At 65.0% G+C, this 14,073-nt stretch carries 18 protein-coding genes; 9 read left to right on the forward strand and 9 right to left on the reverse strand.

Annotated features, from left to right (window positions below; all coding sequences use genetic code 11):
- On the forward strand, positions 1 to 644 hold a 644-nt coding region (locus tag VK98_RS20945), incomplete at its 5' end, for a YaeQ family protein (RefSeq protein ID WP_231589342.1).
- Between the two features lie 5 nt (positions 645 to 649).
- On the opposite strand, the gene VK98_RS23935 is transcribed toward VK98_RS20945, so the two are convergent.
- The 3 genes from VK98_RS23935 to VK98_RS20955 all read right to left on the reverse strand — a co-directional run bounded on the left by VK98_RS23935 (position 650) and on the right by VK98_RS20955 (position 1,460).
- Positions 650 to 808 (reverse strand): hypothetical protein, encoded by a 159-nt coding sequence (locus tag VK98_RS23935; RefSeq protein ID WP_156188003.1) that lies wholly within the window; start codon positions 806 to 808, stop codon positions 650 to 652.
- The gene (locus VK98_RS20950; protein ID WP_048415895.1) at positions 805 to 1,008 is read right to left on the reverse strand and encodes a hypothetical protein; all 204 of its coding nucleotides are present in this window, start codon (positions 1,006 to 1,008) and stop codon (positions 805 to 807) included. The genes VK98_RS23935 and VK98_RS20950 overlap by 4 nt, the downstream gene beginning before the upstream one ends.
- 146 nt (positions 1,009 to 1,154) lie before the next feature.
- Positions 1,155 to 1,460 (reverse strand): antibiotic biosynthesis monooxygenase, encoded by a 306-nt coding sequence (locus tag VK98_RS20955; protein ID WP_048415896.1) that lies wholly within the window; start codon positions 1,458 to 1,460, stop codon positions 1,155 to 1,157.
- 115 nt (positions 1,461 to 1,575) lie between these two features.
- Here VK98_RS20955 and VK98_RS20960 point away from each other — a divergent pair, with 115 nt between their 5' ends.
- Both VK98_RS20960 and VK98_RS20965 read left to right on the forward strand, forming a co-directional pair.
- Positions 1,576 to 2,103: a GNAT family N-acetyltransferase gene (locus VK98_RS20960; protein WP_053077519.1), complete on the forward strand. Its 528-nt coding sequence runs from the start codon at positions 1,576 to 1,578 to the stop codon at positions 2,101 to 2,103.
- 54 nt (positions 2,104 to 2,157) lie between these two features.
- Positions 2,158 to 2,655 (forward strand): M48 family metallopeptidase, encoded by a 498-nt coding sequence (locus tag VK98_RS20965; RefSeq protein WP_048415897.1) that lies wholly within the window; start codon positions 2,158 to 2,160, stop codon positions 2,653 to 2,655.
- A 54-nt stretch (positions 2,656 to 2,709) separates the two neighbouring features.
- Here the strand turns inward: VK98_RS20965 and VK98_RS20970 are convergent, their stop codons facing one another.
- Positions 2,710 to 3,708 (reverse strand): sulfate ABC transporter substrate-binding protein, encoded by a 999-nt coding sequence (locus tag VK98_RS20970; protein WP_048415898.1) that lies wholly within the window; start codon positions 3,706 to 3,708, stop codon positions 2,710 to 2,712.
- Positions 3,709 to 3,919: 211 nt separating this feature from the next.
- Here VK98_RS20970 and VK98_RS20975 point away from each other — a divergent pair, with 211 nt between their 5' ends.
- The 3 genes from VK98_RS20975 to VK98_RS20985 all read left to right on the forward strand — a co-directional run bounded on the left by VK98_RS20975 (position 3,920) and on the right by VK98_RS20985 (position 6,272).
- Positions 3,920 to 4,492, forward strand: coding sequence for an alpha/beta hydrolase (locus VK98_RS20975; protein WP_048415899.1), 573 nt, complete (start codon positions 3,920 to 3,922; stop codon positions 4,490 to 4,492).
- Positions 4,493 to 4,665: 173 nt separating this feature from the next.
- Entirely contained in the window at positions 4,666 to 5,616 is a 951-nt protein-coding gene (locus VK98_RS20980; protein WP_053077520.1) for a substrate-binding domain-containing protein, read from the forward strand.
- 113 nt (positions 5,617 to 5,729) lie between these two features.
- Positions 5,730 to 6,272, forward strand: a complete 543-nt coding sequence (locus VK98_RS20985; protein ID WP_048415900.1) for a DUF2059 domain-containing protein — start codon at positions 5,730 to 5,732, stop codon at positions 6,270 to 6,272.
- Positions 6,273 to 6,361: 89 nt separating this feature from the next.
- Here VK98_RS20985 and VK98_RS20990 read toward each other — a convergent pair whose 3' ends face one another.
- Positions 6,362 to 6,586 (reverse strand): hypothetical protein, encoded by a 225-nt coding sequence (locus VK98_RS20990; protein WP_048415901.1) that lies wholly within the window; start codon positions 6,584 to 6,586, stop codon positions 6,362 to 6,364.
- Between the two features lie 113 nt (positions 6,587 to 6,699).
- Here VK98_RS20990 and VK98_RS20995 point away from each other — a divergent pair, with 113 nt between their 5' ends.
- From VK98_RS20995 to VK98_RS21005, 3 genes are all read left to right on the forward strand, one after another.
- Positions 6,700 to 7,503, forward strand: a complete 804-nt coding sequence (locus tag VK98_RS20995) for an ABC transporter substrate-binding protein (RefSeq protein ID WP_156188005.1) — start codon at positions 6,700 to 6,702, stop codon at positions 7,501 to 7,503.
- An 88-nt stretch (positions 7,504 to 7,591) separates the two neighbouring features.
- Positions 7,592 to 8,458 (forward strand): NYN domain-containing protein, encoded by an 867-nt coding sequence (locus VK98_RS21000; RefSeq protein ID WP_048415902.1) that lies wholly within the window; start codon positions 7,592 to 7,594, stop codon positions 8,456 to 8,458.
- Between the two features lie 239 nt (positions 8,459 to 8,697).
- Entirely contained in the window at positions 8,698 to 9,216 is a 519-nt protein-coding gene (locus VK98_RS21005) for a GNAT family N-acetyltransferase (RefSeq protein ID WP_048415903.1), read from the forward strand.
- A 105-nt stretch (positions 9,217 to 9,321) separates the two neighbouring features.
- Here VK98_RS21005 and pyrI read toward each other — a convergent pair whose 3' ends face one another.
- The 4 genes from pyrI to VK98_RS21025 all read right to left on the reverse strand — a co-directional run bounded on the left by pyrI (position 9,322) and on the right by VK98_RS21025 (position 13,801).
- The gene (gene pyrI / locus VK98_RS21010) at positions 9,322 to 9,780 is read right to left on the reverse strand and encodes an aspartate carbamoyltransferase regulatory subunit (protein WP_043589228.1); all 459 of its coding nucleotides are present in this window, start codon (positions 9,778 to 9,780) and stop codon (positions 9,322 to 9,324) included.
- Positions 9,781 to 9,800: 20 nt separating this feature from the next.
- Entirely contained in the window at positions 9,801 to 10,721 is a 921-nt protein-coding gene (pyrB, locus tag VK98_RS21015) for an aspartate carbamoyltransferase (protein ID WP_048415904.1), read from the reverse strand.
- Positions 10,722 to 11,082: 361 nt separating this feature from the next.
- The gene (locus VK98_RS21020) at positions 11,083 to 11,697 is read right to left on the reverse strand and encodes a LysE family translocator (protein WP_048415905.1); all 615 of its coding nucleotides are present in this window, start codon (positions 11,695 to 11,697) and stop codon (positions 11,083 to 11,085) included.
- Positions 11,698 to 11,725: 28 nt separating this feature from the next.
- Positions 11,726 to 13,801, reverse strand: a complete 2,076-nt coding sequence (locus VK98_RS21025; RefSeq protein WP_048415906.1) for a methyl-accepting chemotaxis protein — start codon at positions 13,799 to 13,801, stop codon at positions 11,726 to 11,728.
- Between the last annotated feature and the right edge of the window lie 272 nt (positions 13,802 to 14,073).

Raw genomic sequence — 14,073 nt, forward strand, 5'->3', positions numbered from 1 at the left:
CTAAGAACCTGTTTCAGGCTTGCGCGGCCGGTCGTCGAGCGATTGAACGGGCGCAATGGCCGGCGGCCCCGTACAATGGTTTCTTTTTTCGCAAAACCGGTTTCCGCATGGCCCTGTCCGCCACCATTTACAAAGCCAATCTCGCCGTGTCCGACATGGATCGCGGCTATTACGCCAGTCATCAGCTGACGCTGGCCCAGCACCCGTCCGAAACCGTGGAACGCATGATGCTGCGCCTGGCCGCTTTCGCGCTCAACGCCAGCGAGACTCTGCAATTCAGCCGCGGTCTGAGCGCGGACGACGAGCCGGAGGTGTGGCAGAAGAGCTATGCCGACGATATCGAGCTGTGGGTGGAGCTGGGCGAGCCGGATGAAAAGCGGCTGAAGAAAGCGTGCAGCCGCGCCGAGAAAGTGGTGTTGTACAGCTACGGCGGCCGCGCCAGCGAAGTGTGGTGGCCGCAGCTGGAGAACAAGCTGGCCCGGCTGGACAAGCTCAGCGTGTTCCGCGTTGAGCCGGCCACGCTGGCGGAGCTGGTCGCCATCTGCCAGCGCAGCATGCAGCTGAGCGCCACCATTCAGGACGGCCAAATGTGGCTGGCCGACGAATCCAGCAATGTGTTGGTGGAGCCGCTGCGGCTCAAATAAGGCGTTCAGCCGCATAGCCAGGCGCGCAGACGCGCCAGCCAGCCAGCCTGGACCGCGCGCGGCAGCCGCGCCTTGCGCTTGAGCCAGGGCATGCGTTGATGGCGGGTCTGGGCGTAGGCGCTCAATAGCCGGCGGTGGCGCAGGGTGTGGACGCAGCGGCTCATCGCGATGCGCTCACCAGCCGCCACCAGGCGCGCAGGGACGCGCGCCAGCCGAATGTCGCTTCGGCCTGGCCCGGCCTTGCCGGGAACCGTGATTCGAGTATGTAGCGGCGCAGCGCCAGCGGCGCCGCGTCCTCGTCCGGCAGATAATCGGGAATGCCGCGCGCCGGCAAGGCGCGGCGGACGGGTTTGCTTGCGCTCATAAGCAAGGGCCTCCAGATGGGACATGGTGCATGCTAGGCCCCTGCGCGTAAAAAGCGGCTAAAGAAAGCCCGGGCGCGGATAAAAAGGCACTAGTCGCGCCGCGTGGCGGCCCGGTTTCACGTGAAACAGCGCGATAGCGCGGACCTCAGCTTGACGCGTCCATGGTCCATTCATAGCTGCGTTCGATGCGCGCCACCTCCACCCGGTATTGCCGATACCAGCGCTCTCGCCCCAGTTGCTGCGCCAAAACATGGTCGGCGTGCGCCTTCCAGGCGCGGATGCTGTCGGCGTCCGGCCAGTAGGATAGGGCGATTTCCTGACCGTCCTCACAGGCGGAAACAAAGGCGAGGCAGCCGAAGTTCTCCATGGCCAGCTGACGCATTTGCTGGGCGACCGCGGAGTATTCCGCGTCCAGTTGCCGCGCGGCGGCGCGAAAAATCACGACATGCATGGGAAGTCTTCCTCGGTTAAGGTAAGCGGTATCGGGATTGTCCCGATTGCCGGCGGTCTTGGCCAGAGCCAGTTCGGCCGCCGGCGCGGAACCATCGCGGATGAGAGGAGAAACAATGGCTCAGCCCTTGCGTTTGCGGGCCGCCACGGCCTTGGACGCCGAGCGGATCGCGGCGCTGCATGTCGCCAGCTGGCAACAGCATTATCGCGGCATCCTGCCTGACGACTACCTGGACCAAGGCGCCGCGGCGGAACGCCTGGCGATGTGGCGAAGGCGCTTCGCCGCGCCGGAAACGCTTTGGGTGCGGCTGGCGCTGTGGCGGGGAGAGCCGGTGGGCTTTGTCTGCCTGTTGCCGGACGAGGCGCCGGAGCGGGGCGTTTACTTGGACAATCTGCATGTGCTGGCCGGGCAGCAGGGGCGCGGCATCGGTCGCGCCTTGATGGCCGCGGCGGCGGCGGAAGCCTTGCGCGTCGCGCCGGGCCGGCCCTTGTTCCTGTGGGCGTACCAGGCCAACCGGGACGCCTGCGGCTTTTATCGGGCGCTGGGCGGCGCGGAGTCCGCGCCTTGCGAGGTGGACACCGCCGGCGGCCGGCGCGCGCTGGCGCTCAGCTATCAGTGGGATGATCCGTCCTGTTTGCTGTAGCGCCGGTTTGCGCCGCGGCAACACCGGAACGCGTCCTCGTTCTACAATAGCGGGATGGCAAGCCTCAATTATTTGCAGCACTATTCCGCCGCCCTGCTCAGTCAGGTGCAGGCGCTGCTGGACTCCGGCCAGCTGGGCGCCTGGCTGGCGCGCAAGTACCCGGAAACCCACGATGTGCAGACCGACAAGGCGCTGTACCAGTACGTGTCGGAGATCAAGCAGCGTTATCTGAAGAACGCGGCGCTGCCGGCCAAGGTGAGCTACGACAGCCAGCAGCATCCGGTCAAGGGCACGCTGGGCACCAATACCTTCGTGTCGCGGGTGCAGGGCGGCAAGTTGAAGACCAAGAACGAAATCCGCGTCGCCGCCTTGTTTCGCGACGCGCCGCTGCCCTTTCTGCGCATGATTGTGGTGCATGAACTGGCCCACTTGAAGGAAAAGGACCACAACAAGGCTTTCTACCAACTGTGCTGCCATATGGAGCCGGATTATCACCAGCTGGAGTTCGACATGCGGGTGTGGCTGACCTGGCGCGAACGGCGGCAAGCCTGACACGAATGAGCAACAGCCCGGCATAGCCGGGCTGTGTTCTGGAAGATGGCGGCTTTACTTTTTGGCGATCAACTGGTCAAACACGCCGCCGTCGGCGAAGTGCTTGCGCTGAGCGCTGCGCCAGTCGCCGAAAGTGTCTTTCAGCGTGAACAGTTTGACCTTGGGAAACTGGGCGGCGTATTGCGCGGCGATCTTGGCGTCGCGCGGCCGGTAGTAGTTCTGCGCCGCGATGGTCTGGCCTTGCGGGGTGTACAGAAACTTCAGATAGGCCTCGGCCAGCTTGCGGTTGCCTTTCTTGTCGGCCACCTTGTCCACCACCGCCACCGGCGGCTCCGCCAGGATGGACAGCGAGGGGGTGACGATGTCGAACTTGTCCGGCCCCAGTTCCTTCACCGCCAGCACCGCCTCGTTTTCCCAGGCCAGCAGCACGTCGCCCAGCCCGCGCTGGGCGAAGGTCAGCGTCGCGCCGCGCGCGCCGGTGTCTAGCACCGGCACGTGCTTGTACAACTCTCCGACGTAGGCGCGGGCCTTGGCCTCGTTGCCGCCGGGCTGTTTCAGCGCGTAGCCCCAGGCCGCCAGATAGTTCCAGCGCGCGCCGCCTGAGGTTTTGGGGTTGGGGGTGATCACCTGGATGCCGGGCTTGATCAGGTCGCCCCAATCGCGGATGCCCTTGGGATTACCCTTGCGCACCAGGAACACGATGGTGGAGGTGTAGGGCGAGCTATTGTCCGGCAGCCGGCTTTGCCAGTTCTTGGGCAGCAGGCCCTGGTCCGCCAGCACGTCGATGTCGTAGGCCAGCGCCAGCGTGGCCACATCGGCTTCCAGGCCGTGCTGGATGGCCAGCGACTGTTTGCCGGAGCCGCCGTGCGACTGCTTGATGGCGACGTCGCCGCCCTGTTTCTTCCATTGTTCGGCGAAAGCCTTATTGACGTCCTGGTACAGCTCGCGGGTGGGGTCGTAGGAGACGTTGAGCAGTTCGGCGGCCAGCAGCGGCGCGGCGCCGCTGAACAAGGCGAGGGACAGCAGGGCGTGGCGGACGGAGAAGCGTGGCATGGCGGTTTCCTGAAGGAGGCAAGCGATGAATGCATCTAATCAGAAATGTTTTATCGCCAGAAGTGATTGTTTTTTATCTTCAAATTCCAAATAAATCTATGTGACGACAAGGTCTTTTAGAGAAATAGGGAATAAGTTTCTCGTTCAATATCATTTCCAAGAATATTAAAGCCGTTCTACAGTGCGAGCTCAACCTTCGAGGAGCTGAGCGATGGAACCTTCGCTGGCGGATTTCGACCTGATCATCCAACCCGGCTGGCGCAACTCCGGCCCGCGGCATTGGCAAAGTCATTGGCAGCGGCGACTGGGCGCGACGCGAGTGGAAGCCGACGATTGGGACGCGCCGCAGCTGGACGACTGGCTGAGGGGCCTGGACCAGGCGCTGGACCGGACGCGCAAGCCGGTCATCGTCATCGCCCACAGTCTGGGCTGCGTGGCGGTGGCGCATTACGCGCAGCGTCAGCCGCGGCGAATCGCCGGCGCTTTGCTGGTGGCGCCGGCGGACGTGGAGCGCCCCTTCGTGCCGCGGGAGCTGATGGGCTTCGCGCCGACGCCGCGCCAGCCCTTGCCGTTTCCGGCCCGGATGGTGGCGAGCAGTAACGACCCCTTCTGCAAGACGCCGCGCGCGGCGCGGCTGGCCGGTTACTGGCGCACGCCCATCGCCTGGCTGCGCCAGGCCGGCCACATCAATGTGGAGTCCGGCCACGGGCAGTGGGAGGAGGGCTGGCTGCAGCTGGATTTGCTGGCGCAAAGGGTGAGGGCCAGCTTGAACCAGGCGGCTTGAGAAGCGGTTGACTGTCTGCCGCCTTGCGGCGGGCGATAGTGGGCTCGCCTATCCGCGGCTTCGGCCGCAGGGCCTTGCCTCGCCCTGGCTCGGCGGCGCCGAGTCCGGTTTCGTAGCGGGGTCGGCGTGATCTAAACTGGGATGACACGTATTTCAATCATCACAGAGTGGGCATGATGCCGAGCCGATTTCTTGCCTGTTGCTGGCTGTCCCTGGCCGGAGCCGTTTACGCGGCGCCCTTGAGCCGCATCGGCGTGTCCGTGGGCGCGCTGGACAATCCCTTTTACCAGATCGTCGCGCGCGGCGCGCTGAACGAAGCGCGCGCGGCCAATCCCAATGCGCAAGTCACCACCTTGTCCGCCAATTTCAGCCTGGAGCGGCAGGAGGAGCAGGTGCGGCAATTGCTGCGCCAGCAGGTGGAGTTGATCCTGCTGGTGGCCGCGGACAGCAAGGCGGTGGCGCCGCTGGTGCGCCTGGCGCACCAGGCCGGGGCGAGGGTGGTGGCGGTGGACGTGGACGCGCCCGGCGCCGACGGTACGGTCAAATCGGACAATGTCCAGGCCGGGGCGCTGGCTTGCCGCTATCTGGCGGAGCAGATGCGCGGCCGCGGCACGGTGGTGATTCAGAGCGGCCCGCCGGTGTCCTCGGTCTGGGACCGGGTGGCCGGCTGTCGCCGCAGCCTGGCCGCTTTTCCCAAGATTCGCCTGCTCAGCTACAAGGAGAGCGGGCTGGCGTCCAGCTGGGGCGGCAAGCGGCTGATGGAGCGGCATCTGCGGCGCTACCCCGCGATCAACGGCGTGTTCGCCTGCAACGACCGTCAGGCGCTGGGGGCGGAGCAGGCGGCGCGGGAAGCCGGCCGCGGGGAAGTGATGATAGCCGGGGTGGACGGCTCGCCGGACATCGAGAAGGCGTTGCGGGCGCAGAATCAGATCGTGGCCTCCGCCAGCCAGGCGCCGTACGCCATCGGCGTGGAGGCGGTGAGGCTGGGCCGCCAATTGCTGGACAATCCCAAATCCAAGCCGCGCACGGTGGTGGTGCCGGTGCAGCTGATCACCCGCGCCAATATCGGAGCCTATCAGGGCTGGCAAAGTCAGCTGCCGCCATTGCCCGACGCGGCGCGCTAGGCGGCGGCCCCCCGTCTTTTTTGACCTGCGGCGGCGGCGGTGTCACACTGCCGGTGTTTCCGCGTCGGCCTGGCCGACGCCAGCTGTTTCCAACTCAAGCCAAAGGATTCCACATGTTCGCATCACGCCCGCTCAAAGCCGGCCTGGCCGCCCTGGCGCTGACTTTGCCGCTGCTGGCGCACGCCGACGCCGCCCAGGACGCCGCCGTCAAAGAGTTGTCCGCCACGCTGAGCCTGAACAATATGCTGCCGGAACTGGCGCAGCGCACCACCGCCAGCGCGATGCCGCTGCTGCAGGAATACTTCGTCAAGAACAAGATCAAGCTGAGCGAAGCCCAGCAGAAAAAAGCGCAGGAAGGCTTCAAGACCTACGGCGAGAACGTGCACAAGCTGGCCAGCGACTACTTTGGCTCCAGCGCCGCCAAGCAGCAGTTCGAACAGACCGTGGCCAAGGCCTACAGCGCTCAGTTCAGCGCCGACGAACTCAAGCAGATCAACGCTTTCTACAAGACCGCCGCAGGTCAGAAACTGCTGAAGCAGCAGCCGCAGATCATCAACACCATCGCCGGCGACACGCTGAAGGCCGCCGAGCCGGTGCTGTTGCCCAAGATGCGCGCCGCCGCGGAAAGCTTCGGCAAGAGCGTCGCCAAGAAATAAGCGCGTTTGCGCTTCGCCATCAAAGCCGCCCAAGGGCGGCTTTTTTGCGTACCGCGCGCCAGCTTGGCGCCGCGTCGCACCATTCCGGTTCAGTTCAGCATCAGGCTGAGCCGGCGCGCGGTGTCCACCGCGGCTTCCGCCTGGCTGGACTCCTCTTGCCATACCCAGACATTGTGGGTCGGGTCCAGCGCCTCGACCAGCCACAGCCGGCCGCCGCCGCCCAGCGCCACCTGGCGCGCGCGCACCGGCCGGCGGTAATTGAACATCACCACCTCGCTGGTGGCGGCGGGCGTGTTGCGCGAGAACAGTTTCATGGCGGGCCTCGGCGGCGGGAGTGGACGATGTCCGCGACGCTGCAAGACTCGTGCCAACGGCTTGGCGGCGCAGCGGCTATAACGTGTTTATCGACACGGATTATGTCATTCAAATGATGAGACCGGGCTTATTGCTCTTGCTGTTGGCCGGGCTGGCGGCGGGCGTCGCGGCCGCGCCGCCGCGCCAGGTGGTGGTGCTGGTGGACAACGGCTATCCGCCGTATTCCTACGAGAAGGACGGCAGGGCCGAGGGCGTGTACAACGAGGTGTTGCGCGCGGCGTCGCAGCGCTTGAGCGACTACCGCATCGATCTGCGGCCGGTGCCGTGGAAGCGCGGCCTGTCCGAGCTGGAGGCCGGCCGCGCGCCGGCGCTGTCGCCGCCGTATTACCGCCCGGAGCGGGACTACATGGGCTATTCGGCGCCGTTCTGGCAGGAGCAGCTGGCGGTGTATTGCCGCGCGGAGGTCATGCGCGCGCCGCGGCAGCACTGGCCGGCGGATTTCCTGGGACTGCGCTTCGGCAACAACGCCGGTTTCCGTCCCGGCGGCAAGGCGTTCTGGCTGGCGGTGCAGCGCGGCGAGATCCAGCTGGACGAGGCGCCGGACACCCAGGGCAATCTGCTGAAGCTGATCAACGGCCGCACCGACTGCTATTTGAACGATAAGCTGTCCATTCTCTATGTGCTGGAACGGTTGCAGCGGCGCGGAGCGATCAGCGCGGAGCAGCGCGGCGAATTGGTGGCGGCGGCCAATCTGAACGGCGAGCAGGCCTATGTCGGCTTCACCAAGCACGGCCGGCAGCGCTTTCCCTATCTGGACGATTTCATCCGGCAGCTGAACGCCGTCTTGGAGCAGATGAAGCGCGAGGGGAGGATTGCCGCCATCGTGGAGCAGACGCTGCGCGACGCGCCGCCGTAGAACCGGCTCATCGCCGCGTCCGGCCGCCGGTTTTGACAGCCGCGGCGGCCGGTTTTAGCATGACTCGATAGCCTTACGGAAACCAAGCATGGAAAACCGCAAACTGGCGGTATTGATAGACGCGGACAACGCGCAGTCGGCGCTGATCGCCGAGTTGCTGGCCGAGGTGGCCAAATACGGCACCGCCGTGGTCAAGCGCGCCTACGGCGACTGGACCACCAGCCAGCTGAAGGGCTGGAAGGAAGTGCTGCATCAGTACGCGATTTCGCCGATTCAGCAGTTCGCCTACACCAAGGGCAAGAACTCCACCGACTCCGCGTTGATCATCGACGCGATGGATCTGCTCTACACCGGCAATTTCGACGGTTTCTGCCTGGTGTCCTCGGACAGCGACTTCACCCGCCTGGCCACCCGGTTGCGCGAGTCCGGGCTGATGGTGATCGGCCTGGGCGAGCAGTCCAAGACGCCGCGGCCCTTCATCGCCGCCTGCGACAAATTCGTGTTCACCGAGATTCTGCGGCCGGAGCCGGCGGCGGCCAAGCACGCGGCCGACAAGCCCAAGACGCGCAGTACGCGCAGCCGCGCCAAGCCGCAGCCTGAGAAGGAGCGCCATCCGCTGCAGGACATGTTCACCAATGCGATCGAGGCGGTGTCGCGCGACAGCGGCTGGGCGGAGTTGTCGGTGGTGGGTACTTATCTGGCCAAGAACGATCCCTCGTTCGACCCGCGGGTCTATGGTCATTCCCGGCTGTCGCAGATGGTGAAAAAGCTGGACTTCCTGACGGTGCAGGAAAGCCGCAACGGCTCCAAACTGCATTGCGAAATCCGGCTCAAGCAGGACGGCGAATCGCTGCCCGCAGCGCCTGCGGCCGCGCCGCCCGCGGCGGAGCCGCCGCCGGAAGCTCCGGCGCGCAAGAAGCGCAGCCCGCGCAAAAAGCCGGCGGCTGCCGGCTGAACCGGCTGCTGGTACACTGTTTGCATTCCTAAAGAACGTGTTTACGATCTCGCGAGCTAAGGCGAGGCAAGGCGAAAACAGCTGAGAAAGCGCAATGTACAGGTGGTACATGAGCATTTCGAAGTTGGTTTCAACGCGGTATCGCCGACGCGTAGCAGATCGTAAATAGGTTCTAAGGATCTGCGTCGGCGTCCGTGCCCGCGATCCAAACAACAAGCCACATCAGCAAGGGACAGAACATGATTATCCGCGACGCCACGCTGGAAGACCTGGCGGCGATACTCGATATCTACAACGAGGTCATCGCCACCACCACCGCCATCTACAACGACGATCCGCTGTCCGCCGGCGAATTCGCCGTCTGGTTCCAGGACCGCACCGCCGCCGGCTATCCGGTGTTGCTGGCCGAAGAGGGCGGCAAGATACTGGGCTTTTCCAGCTTCGGCGATTTCCGCGTCAAACCGGGCTACCGCTTCACCGTGGAGCACAGCGTGCACTTGTCCGCCGACGCGCGCGGCAAGGGCATAGGCACCGCCTTGGTGCAGGCCTTGTTCCCGCGCGCCAAGGCGCTGGGCAAGCACACCATGATAGGCGCGGTGGACGCCGCCAACGCGGGCTCCATCCGCTTCCATGAGAAATTGGGCTTCCAGCAGGTGGGCACGCTGCCGCAGGTGGGGTTCAAGTTCGGCCGCTGGCTGGATCTGGTGTTTCTGCAGCGCTTCATCGACGGCGCCAGCGAGGGTCCGGCGGCGTCCTGATCCGGAAATGAGAAGCGCCGCAGGGGTCTGCGGCGCTTGCTCGTGCTTTTTACCACTGTCGAACGCAGTGTTTTCTTGATATTTCTCTATTCACCCTTGTACGACTTAGCGCACCTCTGCAACGATATCCCTACTGAACACCTTTTCGCAATACTTGCATTTCATTTTTGTGTCGCGCGCCTGGGGTTTGACGTAGAAAAAGCTGGTCACCGGCTCGTTGTGCGAGATGCAGTTGGAGTTGGGGCAGGAAAAAATCCCCTCGATGGTGTCCGGCAGCGCCAGCTTGTGCTTCTTCACCACTTCGAAATTGTCGATTACGTTGACGGTGGCTTGCGGCGCGAACAGCGCCAGTTCGTTGGCCTGTTCTTCCGACAGCGCGATGTTCTCCACCTTGATGATGTCCTTGGCGCCCATGTGGCGGCTGGACAGGTTCAATCCCACGGTGACGCGCTCGCCGGTTTCGCTGAGTTTGAACAGGCGCAGGATGACCAGGCCCTGGCCGGCCGGAATGTGGTCGATGACGGTGCCTTGTTTCAGTGCTTCTACGGTGCGGGTGTATTGCATGATGGTTTCCTTTTCCTGAATCAGACGGTCTCGTTCAACACCAGCGACAACAGCGCCTGGCGTGCGTAGACCCCGTTCTTGGCCTGTTCGAAGTAATAAGCGTGCGGCGTGGCGTCCACGCTGGTTTCAATCTCGTCGACGCGCGGCAGCGGGTGCAGAATCTTCATATTGGTGCGGGCGCTGTGCAGCATGTCGGCGCGCAGCACGAACTTGCCCTGGATCTTCTTGAACTCGGCCTCGTCGAAGCGCTCGCGCTGCACCCGGGTCATGTAGAGCACGTCCACTTGCGGAATCACGTCGTCCAGGCTGCCGACCACGGTGTACTGAATCCCTTTTTCGTCCAGTTCCTCGCAGATGTAGTCCGGCATCGCCAACTGTTCCGGCGCGACGAAGTAGAAGCGCGCGCCGAACAGCGACAGCGCCTGGGTCAGCGAGTGCACGGTGCGGCCGTACTTGAGATCGCCGACGAAGGCCACGGTCAGGTTTTCCAGCGTGCCCTGGGTCTCGCGGATGGTGAACAGGTCCAGCAGGGTCTGGGTCGGGTGCTGGTTGGAGCCGTCGCCGCCGTTGATGATGGGCACGTCGGAGAATTCGCTGGCCAGCCGCGCCGCGCCCTCCTTGGGATGGCGCATCACCACCGCGTCGGTGTAGGAGGCGATGATCTTGATCGAGTCCGCCAGGGTTTCGCCCTTCTTGGCGCTGGTGTTGCCGCCGTCGGCGAAGCCGATGACGCTGCCGCCCAGCCGCTGCACCGCGGTCTCGAAGGACAGCCGGGTGCGGGTGGAGGGCTCGAAGAAACAGCTGCCCACCAGCTTGTCCTTCAGCAGGTCGTTGCGCGGCTGTTGTTTCAGGCGGGCTGCCGTGGCCACCACCAGCTCCAGTTCCTCGCGGCTGAAGTCCGGTATGGAAATGATGTGTTTGCGGTAGAGGGGGTTGGCCATGGTCGCGTCCTTTCAATATTGGCTTTATGAGTCGCGGGTAAAAAAAAAGCCCCTGGAATCAGGAGCTTGTTTTCTTACTGCATCGGGGTCCGGGAACGGCAAGGCCTCGCGCCAACGGCAGGTCGCCGCCGTGGCGGGCGGTGCGTCGTGCGGGAAGCGTTGTTGCGTGGGTCATTGCCTGTGGTCCGAACAAAACTGCGGGATTGTAATCCCAATTCCGGCGCGGCGGTAAGATCCATGTCGCATTTATCGAAATTGATGGCAGAAAAGGGACACTTGCGCGTCTGCTGCGAGCCCTGGACGGCTATTGGCGCCTGTTCAACGCCGCATCGCTGAAGCGCAGCGGACATCGAACAGGCTCTCAGCGCAGCGCGTATTTGATTCCCAGGCCCAGGAAGCAGACGCCCAGCAGGCGGTTGAGCAGCAGGCGGCCGCCGGGGGCGAACGCGCGGCGGCGCAAATGGCCGGCCAGCCACACCAGCAGCGCCAGGTAGAGCATATTGATCAGGCAGAACACCGCGGCCAGCAGCGCGAAGCCGGCCGGGCCGGCGCGGCCGGCGTCCAGGAATTGCGGGAAGAAAGCCATGAAGAACAGAATGGCCTTGGGGTTGGCCAGGGTGATCAACAGCGAGCGGCGGAAGCAGGCGCCGGCGCTGCGCGGCGTCGGCGCGGCCACGGCGGCGGCTCCGCCGCCGCGGCGGAACAACAGTTTCGCGCCCAGCCAGGCCAGATAGAGCGCGCCGGCGTAGCGCAGCAGCTCGAACCAGCCGGGATGGGCGGCCAGCAGCGCCGCCACGCCGCCTCCGGCCAGCGCGATCAGGATCAGATCGCCGGCCAGCAGCCCGGCCTGGGCCGCGTAGCCGGCGCGCAGTCCGCCGCCGCCGAGCGCGCCGAGGATGGACAGGGTGCCGGCTCCCGGCGTGACCACCAGCAGCAGCGAGGCGGCGACAAACGGCCACCAGTCGATTTCAATCATCGGGCTTTTCCTTTCGTCGTCCGGCGGCTCAGGTGCGGAAATCGCCCACCAGCGCTTCCAGCCGCGCCGACAGTTCGCGCAGATGGCCGACCGAGGCGGCCACCTGGCGCACCACGTCGCTATTGCTTTGCGCCATGCTGCTGATGCGCTCCACGTTCTGGGCGATCTCCAGGCTGGCCGCGGATTGCTCGCGGGTGGAGGAGGCGATGTCGACGATGCTGCCCACCAGGCCGTGGCTGCGGTCCAGCACGGTCTGCATCGCCTGGTTGGCGTCTTCGGCGATGGAGACGCTGTTGCCCACCAACTGGCTGCTCTTTTGCACATCGCTGACCGCGTCGCGGGTTTCCTGGCCGATGGCGTTGACGATGCGGCTGATCTCCACCGTGGCCTCGGCGGTGCGGCCGGCCAGATTGCGCACTTCGTCCGCCACCACGGCGAAGCCGCGGCCCATCTCGCCGGCGCGCGCGGCTTCGATCGCCGCGTTCAGCGCCAACAGATTGGTCTGGTCGGCGATGTCCTTGATCACGTTGACGATGGTGCTGACTTCGGCCGAACGCGCGCCCAGGCCGTTCACCCGTTCCGCCAGCGCGTGCATATTGTCGGTCATGCGGCGGATTTCGGCGGTGACCTGGTTGACGGTGGCGACGCTCTGTTCGGTCAGGCTGCCGGTTTCCCGCGCGGTGCTTTCCGCCAGCTGCGCGGTGTTGGCGATGTGCTGCACGCTGACGGTCACTTCCTCCACGCCGGCCGCGGTGGCGCTGGCCGCGTCCGATTGCGAGGCGGAGGCGCTTTCCACCTGGCGCGCGGACTCCTGCAAGGACACCGCGGCGGCGGTGACCGCCTGGCTCTGCTCGCGCACTTCCACGAACATGTCGCGCAGGCTGGCGATGAAGCGGTTGAAGGCGTCGGCGGTGCGGCCGATTTCGTCGCGGTTGCGGATCGGGATGCGGATGGTCAGGTCGCCCTTGCCGGAGGCCAGTTGTTCCATGGTGGCGGCCAGGTGGTTCAGCGGCCGGGTCAGCGCGCGCACCACGCCGGCCAGCACCAGCAGGATCAGCGCCAGCGCCACCGCGCCTATCAGCACCGCGGTCAGGCTTTGCCGGCGCGCGTCGGCGGTGATGGCTGCGGTGGGGATGCTGACGCCCAGCGTCCAGAACTGGCCGGTATTGGCCACTTTCACCGGGTGGAAGAAGTGGGTGAAGCCGCCGGCCTCGTAGACGAAGTCCTCGCCCTGCTTGATCTTGCCCAGATAGGGCGTCAGCGGGCTGTCCTTGGGCGCCGGCTTGCCCAGCAGGCCGGCTTCCGGATTCACCACGTAGAGGCCGCCTTCGGACAGCATGCTGACGTAGCCGGTTTCATACAGCCGGATCTGGCCGAATTTCTTTTGCAGGTCGTCCAGCGCGATGTCGGTGGCCGACACGCCCAGCATTTTGCCGGCGGCGTCCTTGATCACCACGGCCAGCGAGCTTTCCAGGATCTTGCGGTTCTGCACTTCGTAGGGGTAGGGCTCGGTGATGGTGTCGCGGCCGCGCTGCTTGGGCACGTAGTAGAAATCGCCCCAGCCCGGTTTTTCGTAGTCGGGCTGATAGCTTTCCGGGTGCTCCTTGAACTTGGGGAATTCCTTGACCCGGTCCGCCGACATCATCACGTCCATCTGCGCCTTGCCCTTGTCGTTCTTGGTGACGTAGGGCTGGTAGCGGCCGGTGGGGTCGTGGCGCGGCCAGTCCATGCGGAAGCCGTTGTCGTTGCCGTCGAAGGCGTTGGGCTCCCACAGCATCCACAGGCCCACCGATTGCGGCGCGTTGTCCAGCATCTGCTGTATCGTGTTGTCGGTGTGCTTGCGGTCCGGGTGGGCGACGCGCTGTATGCCCTGCACCGCGTCGGCCAGGTGGCGCGGCAGGGTGAAGTTGCGCGCGAAGTCGCTTTCCGCGTCCTTGGCGTAGCTGCTGGCCTGTTCCGAGGCCAGCTTGTAGCCCTGGTCCACCGCCGAGCTGTAGCTCTGCCAGGCGATCAGGCCGATCATGACGGCGAAGCCGACGGCGATGGCGGCGGCGGCCACCAGGATGATGCGGGTGCTCAGGCGGCCCCATTTCTGCTGTTCCATTCTTCTTTCCCCAATACCTTGCGAAGCTTGTTATAGGGCGGTCTGCCGCGGCAGCGCGCGAGCGGAGGCGAAGCCCGGCGTCTTGCCCTTATTTATAGACATTAAAGCCAGAGGCTCGCGCCGGTCCATGCCGACGCGTTAAAAGCGGGCCGCCGCGCGGCGGAACGTGGGGAGCGCGCCACAAGGGCCGCGGCGGCAATATTTACAGCCGCGTGACAAGCGACGGCGCGCCGCGTTATCTAGCAGGCTTTGCGCGAGCTTGACGGTGAATT

The sequence above is a fragment of the Chromobacterium sp. LK11 genome (assembly GCF_001043705.1).
GTDB lineage: Bacteria > Pseudomonadota > Gammaproteobacteria > Burkholderiales > Chromobacteriaceae > Chromobacterium > Chromobacterium alkanivorans.

What these genes read in the sequence shown, in the direction of transcription:
- pyrB (WP_048415904.1), bottom strand. Translation starts at nt 10,721, where the DNA reads ATGGCCAACCCCCTCTACCGCAAACACATCATTTCCATACCGGACTTC.
- VK98_RS20970 (WP_048415898.1), bottom strand. Translation starts at nt 3,708, where the DNA reads ATGCCACGCTTCTCCGTCCGCCACGCCCTGCTGTCCCTCGCCTTGTTC.
- VK98_RS20960 (WP_053077519.1), top strand. Translation starts at nt 1,576, where the DNA reads ATGGCTCAGCCCTTGCGTTTGCGGGCCGCCACGGCCTTGGACGCCGAG.
- VK98_RS21000 (WP_048415902.1), top strand. Translation starts at nt 7,592, where the DNA reads ATGGAAAACCGCAAACTGGCGGTATTGATAGACGCGGACAACGCGCAG.
- VK98_RS20950 (WP_048415895.1), bottom strand. Translation starts at nt 1,008, where the DNA reads ATGAGCGCAAGCAAACCCGTCCGCCGCGCCTTGCCGGCGCGCGGCATT.
- VK98_RS20965 (WP_048415897.1), top strand. Translation starts at nt 2,158, where the DNA reads ATGGCAAGCCTCAATTATTTGCAGCACTATTCCGCCGCCCTGCTCAGT.
- VK98_RS21025 (WP_048415906.1), bottom strand. Translation starts at nt 13,801, where the DNA reads ATGGAACAGCAGAAATGGGGCCGCCTGAGCACCCGCATCATCCTGGTG.
- VK98_RS20985 (WP_048415900.1), top strand. Translation starts at nt 5,730, where the DNA reads ATGTTCGCATCACGCCCGCTCAAAGCCGGCCTGGCCGCCCTGGCGCTG.
- VK98_RS20990 (WP_048415901.1), bottom strand. Translation starts at nt 6,586, where the DNA reads ATGAAACTGTTCTCGCGCAACACGCCCGCCGCCACCAGCGAGGTGGTG.
- VK98_RS20995 (WP_156188005.1), top strand. Translation starts at nt 6,700, where the DNA reads ATGATGAGACCGGGCTTATTGCTCTTGCTGTTGGCCGGGCTGGCGGCG.
- VK98_RS23935 (WP_156188003.1), bottom strand. Translation starts at nt 808, where the DNA reads ATGAGCCGCTGCGTCCACACCCTGCGCCACCGCCGGCTATTGAGCGCC.
- VK98_RS20955 (WP_048415896.1), bottom strand. Translation starts at nt 1,460, where the DNA reads ATGCATGTCGTGATTTTTCGCGCCGCCGCGCGGCAACTGGACGCGGAA.
- pyrI (WP_043589228.1), bottom strand. Translation starts at nt 9,780, where the DNA reads ATGCAATACACCCGCACCGTAGAAGCACTGAAACAAGGCACCGTCATC.
- VK98_RS20980 (WP_053077520.1), top strand. Translation starts at nt 4,666, where the DNA reads ATGATGCCGAGCCGATTTCTTGCCTGTTGCTGGCTGTCCCTGGCCGGA.
- VK98_RS21005 (WP_048415903.1), top strand. Translation starts at nt 8,698, where the DNA reads ATGATTATCCGCGACGCCACGCTGGAAGACCTGGCGGCGATACTCGAT.
- VK98_RS20975 (WP_048415899.1), top strand. Translation starts at nt 3,920, where the DNA reads ATGGAACCTTCGCTGGCGGATTTCGACCTGATCATCCAACCCGGCTGG.
- VK98_RS21020 (WP_048415905.1), bottom strand. Translation starts at nt 11,697, where the DNA reads ATGATTGAAATCGACTGGTGGCCGTTTGTCGCCGCCTCGCTGCTGCTG.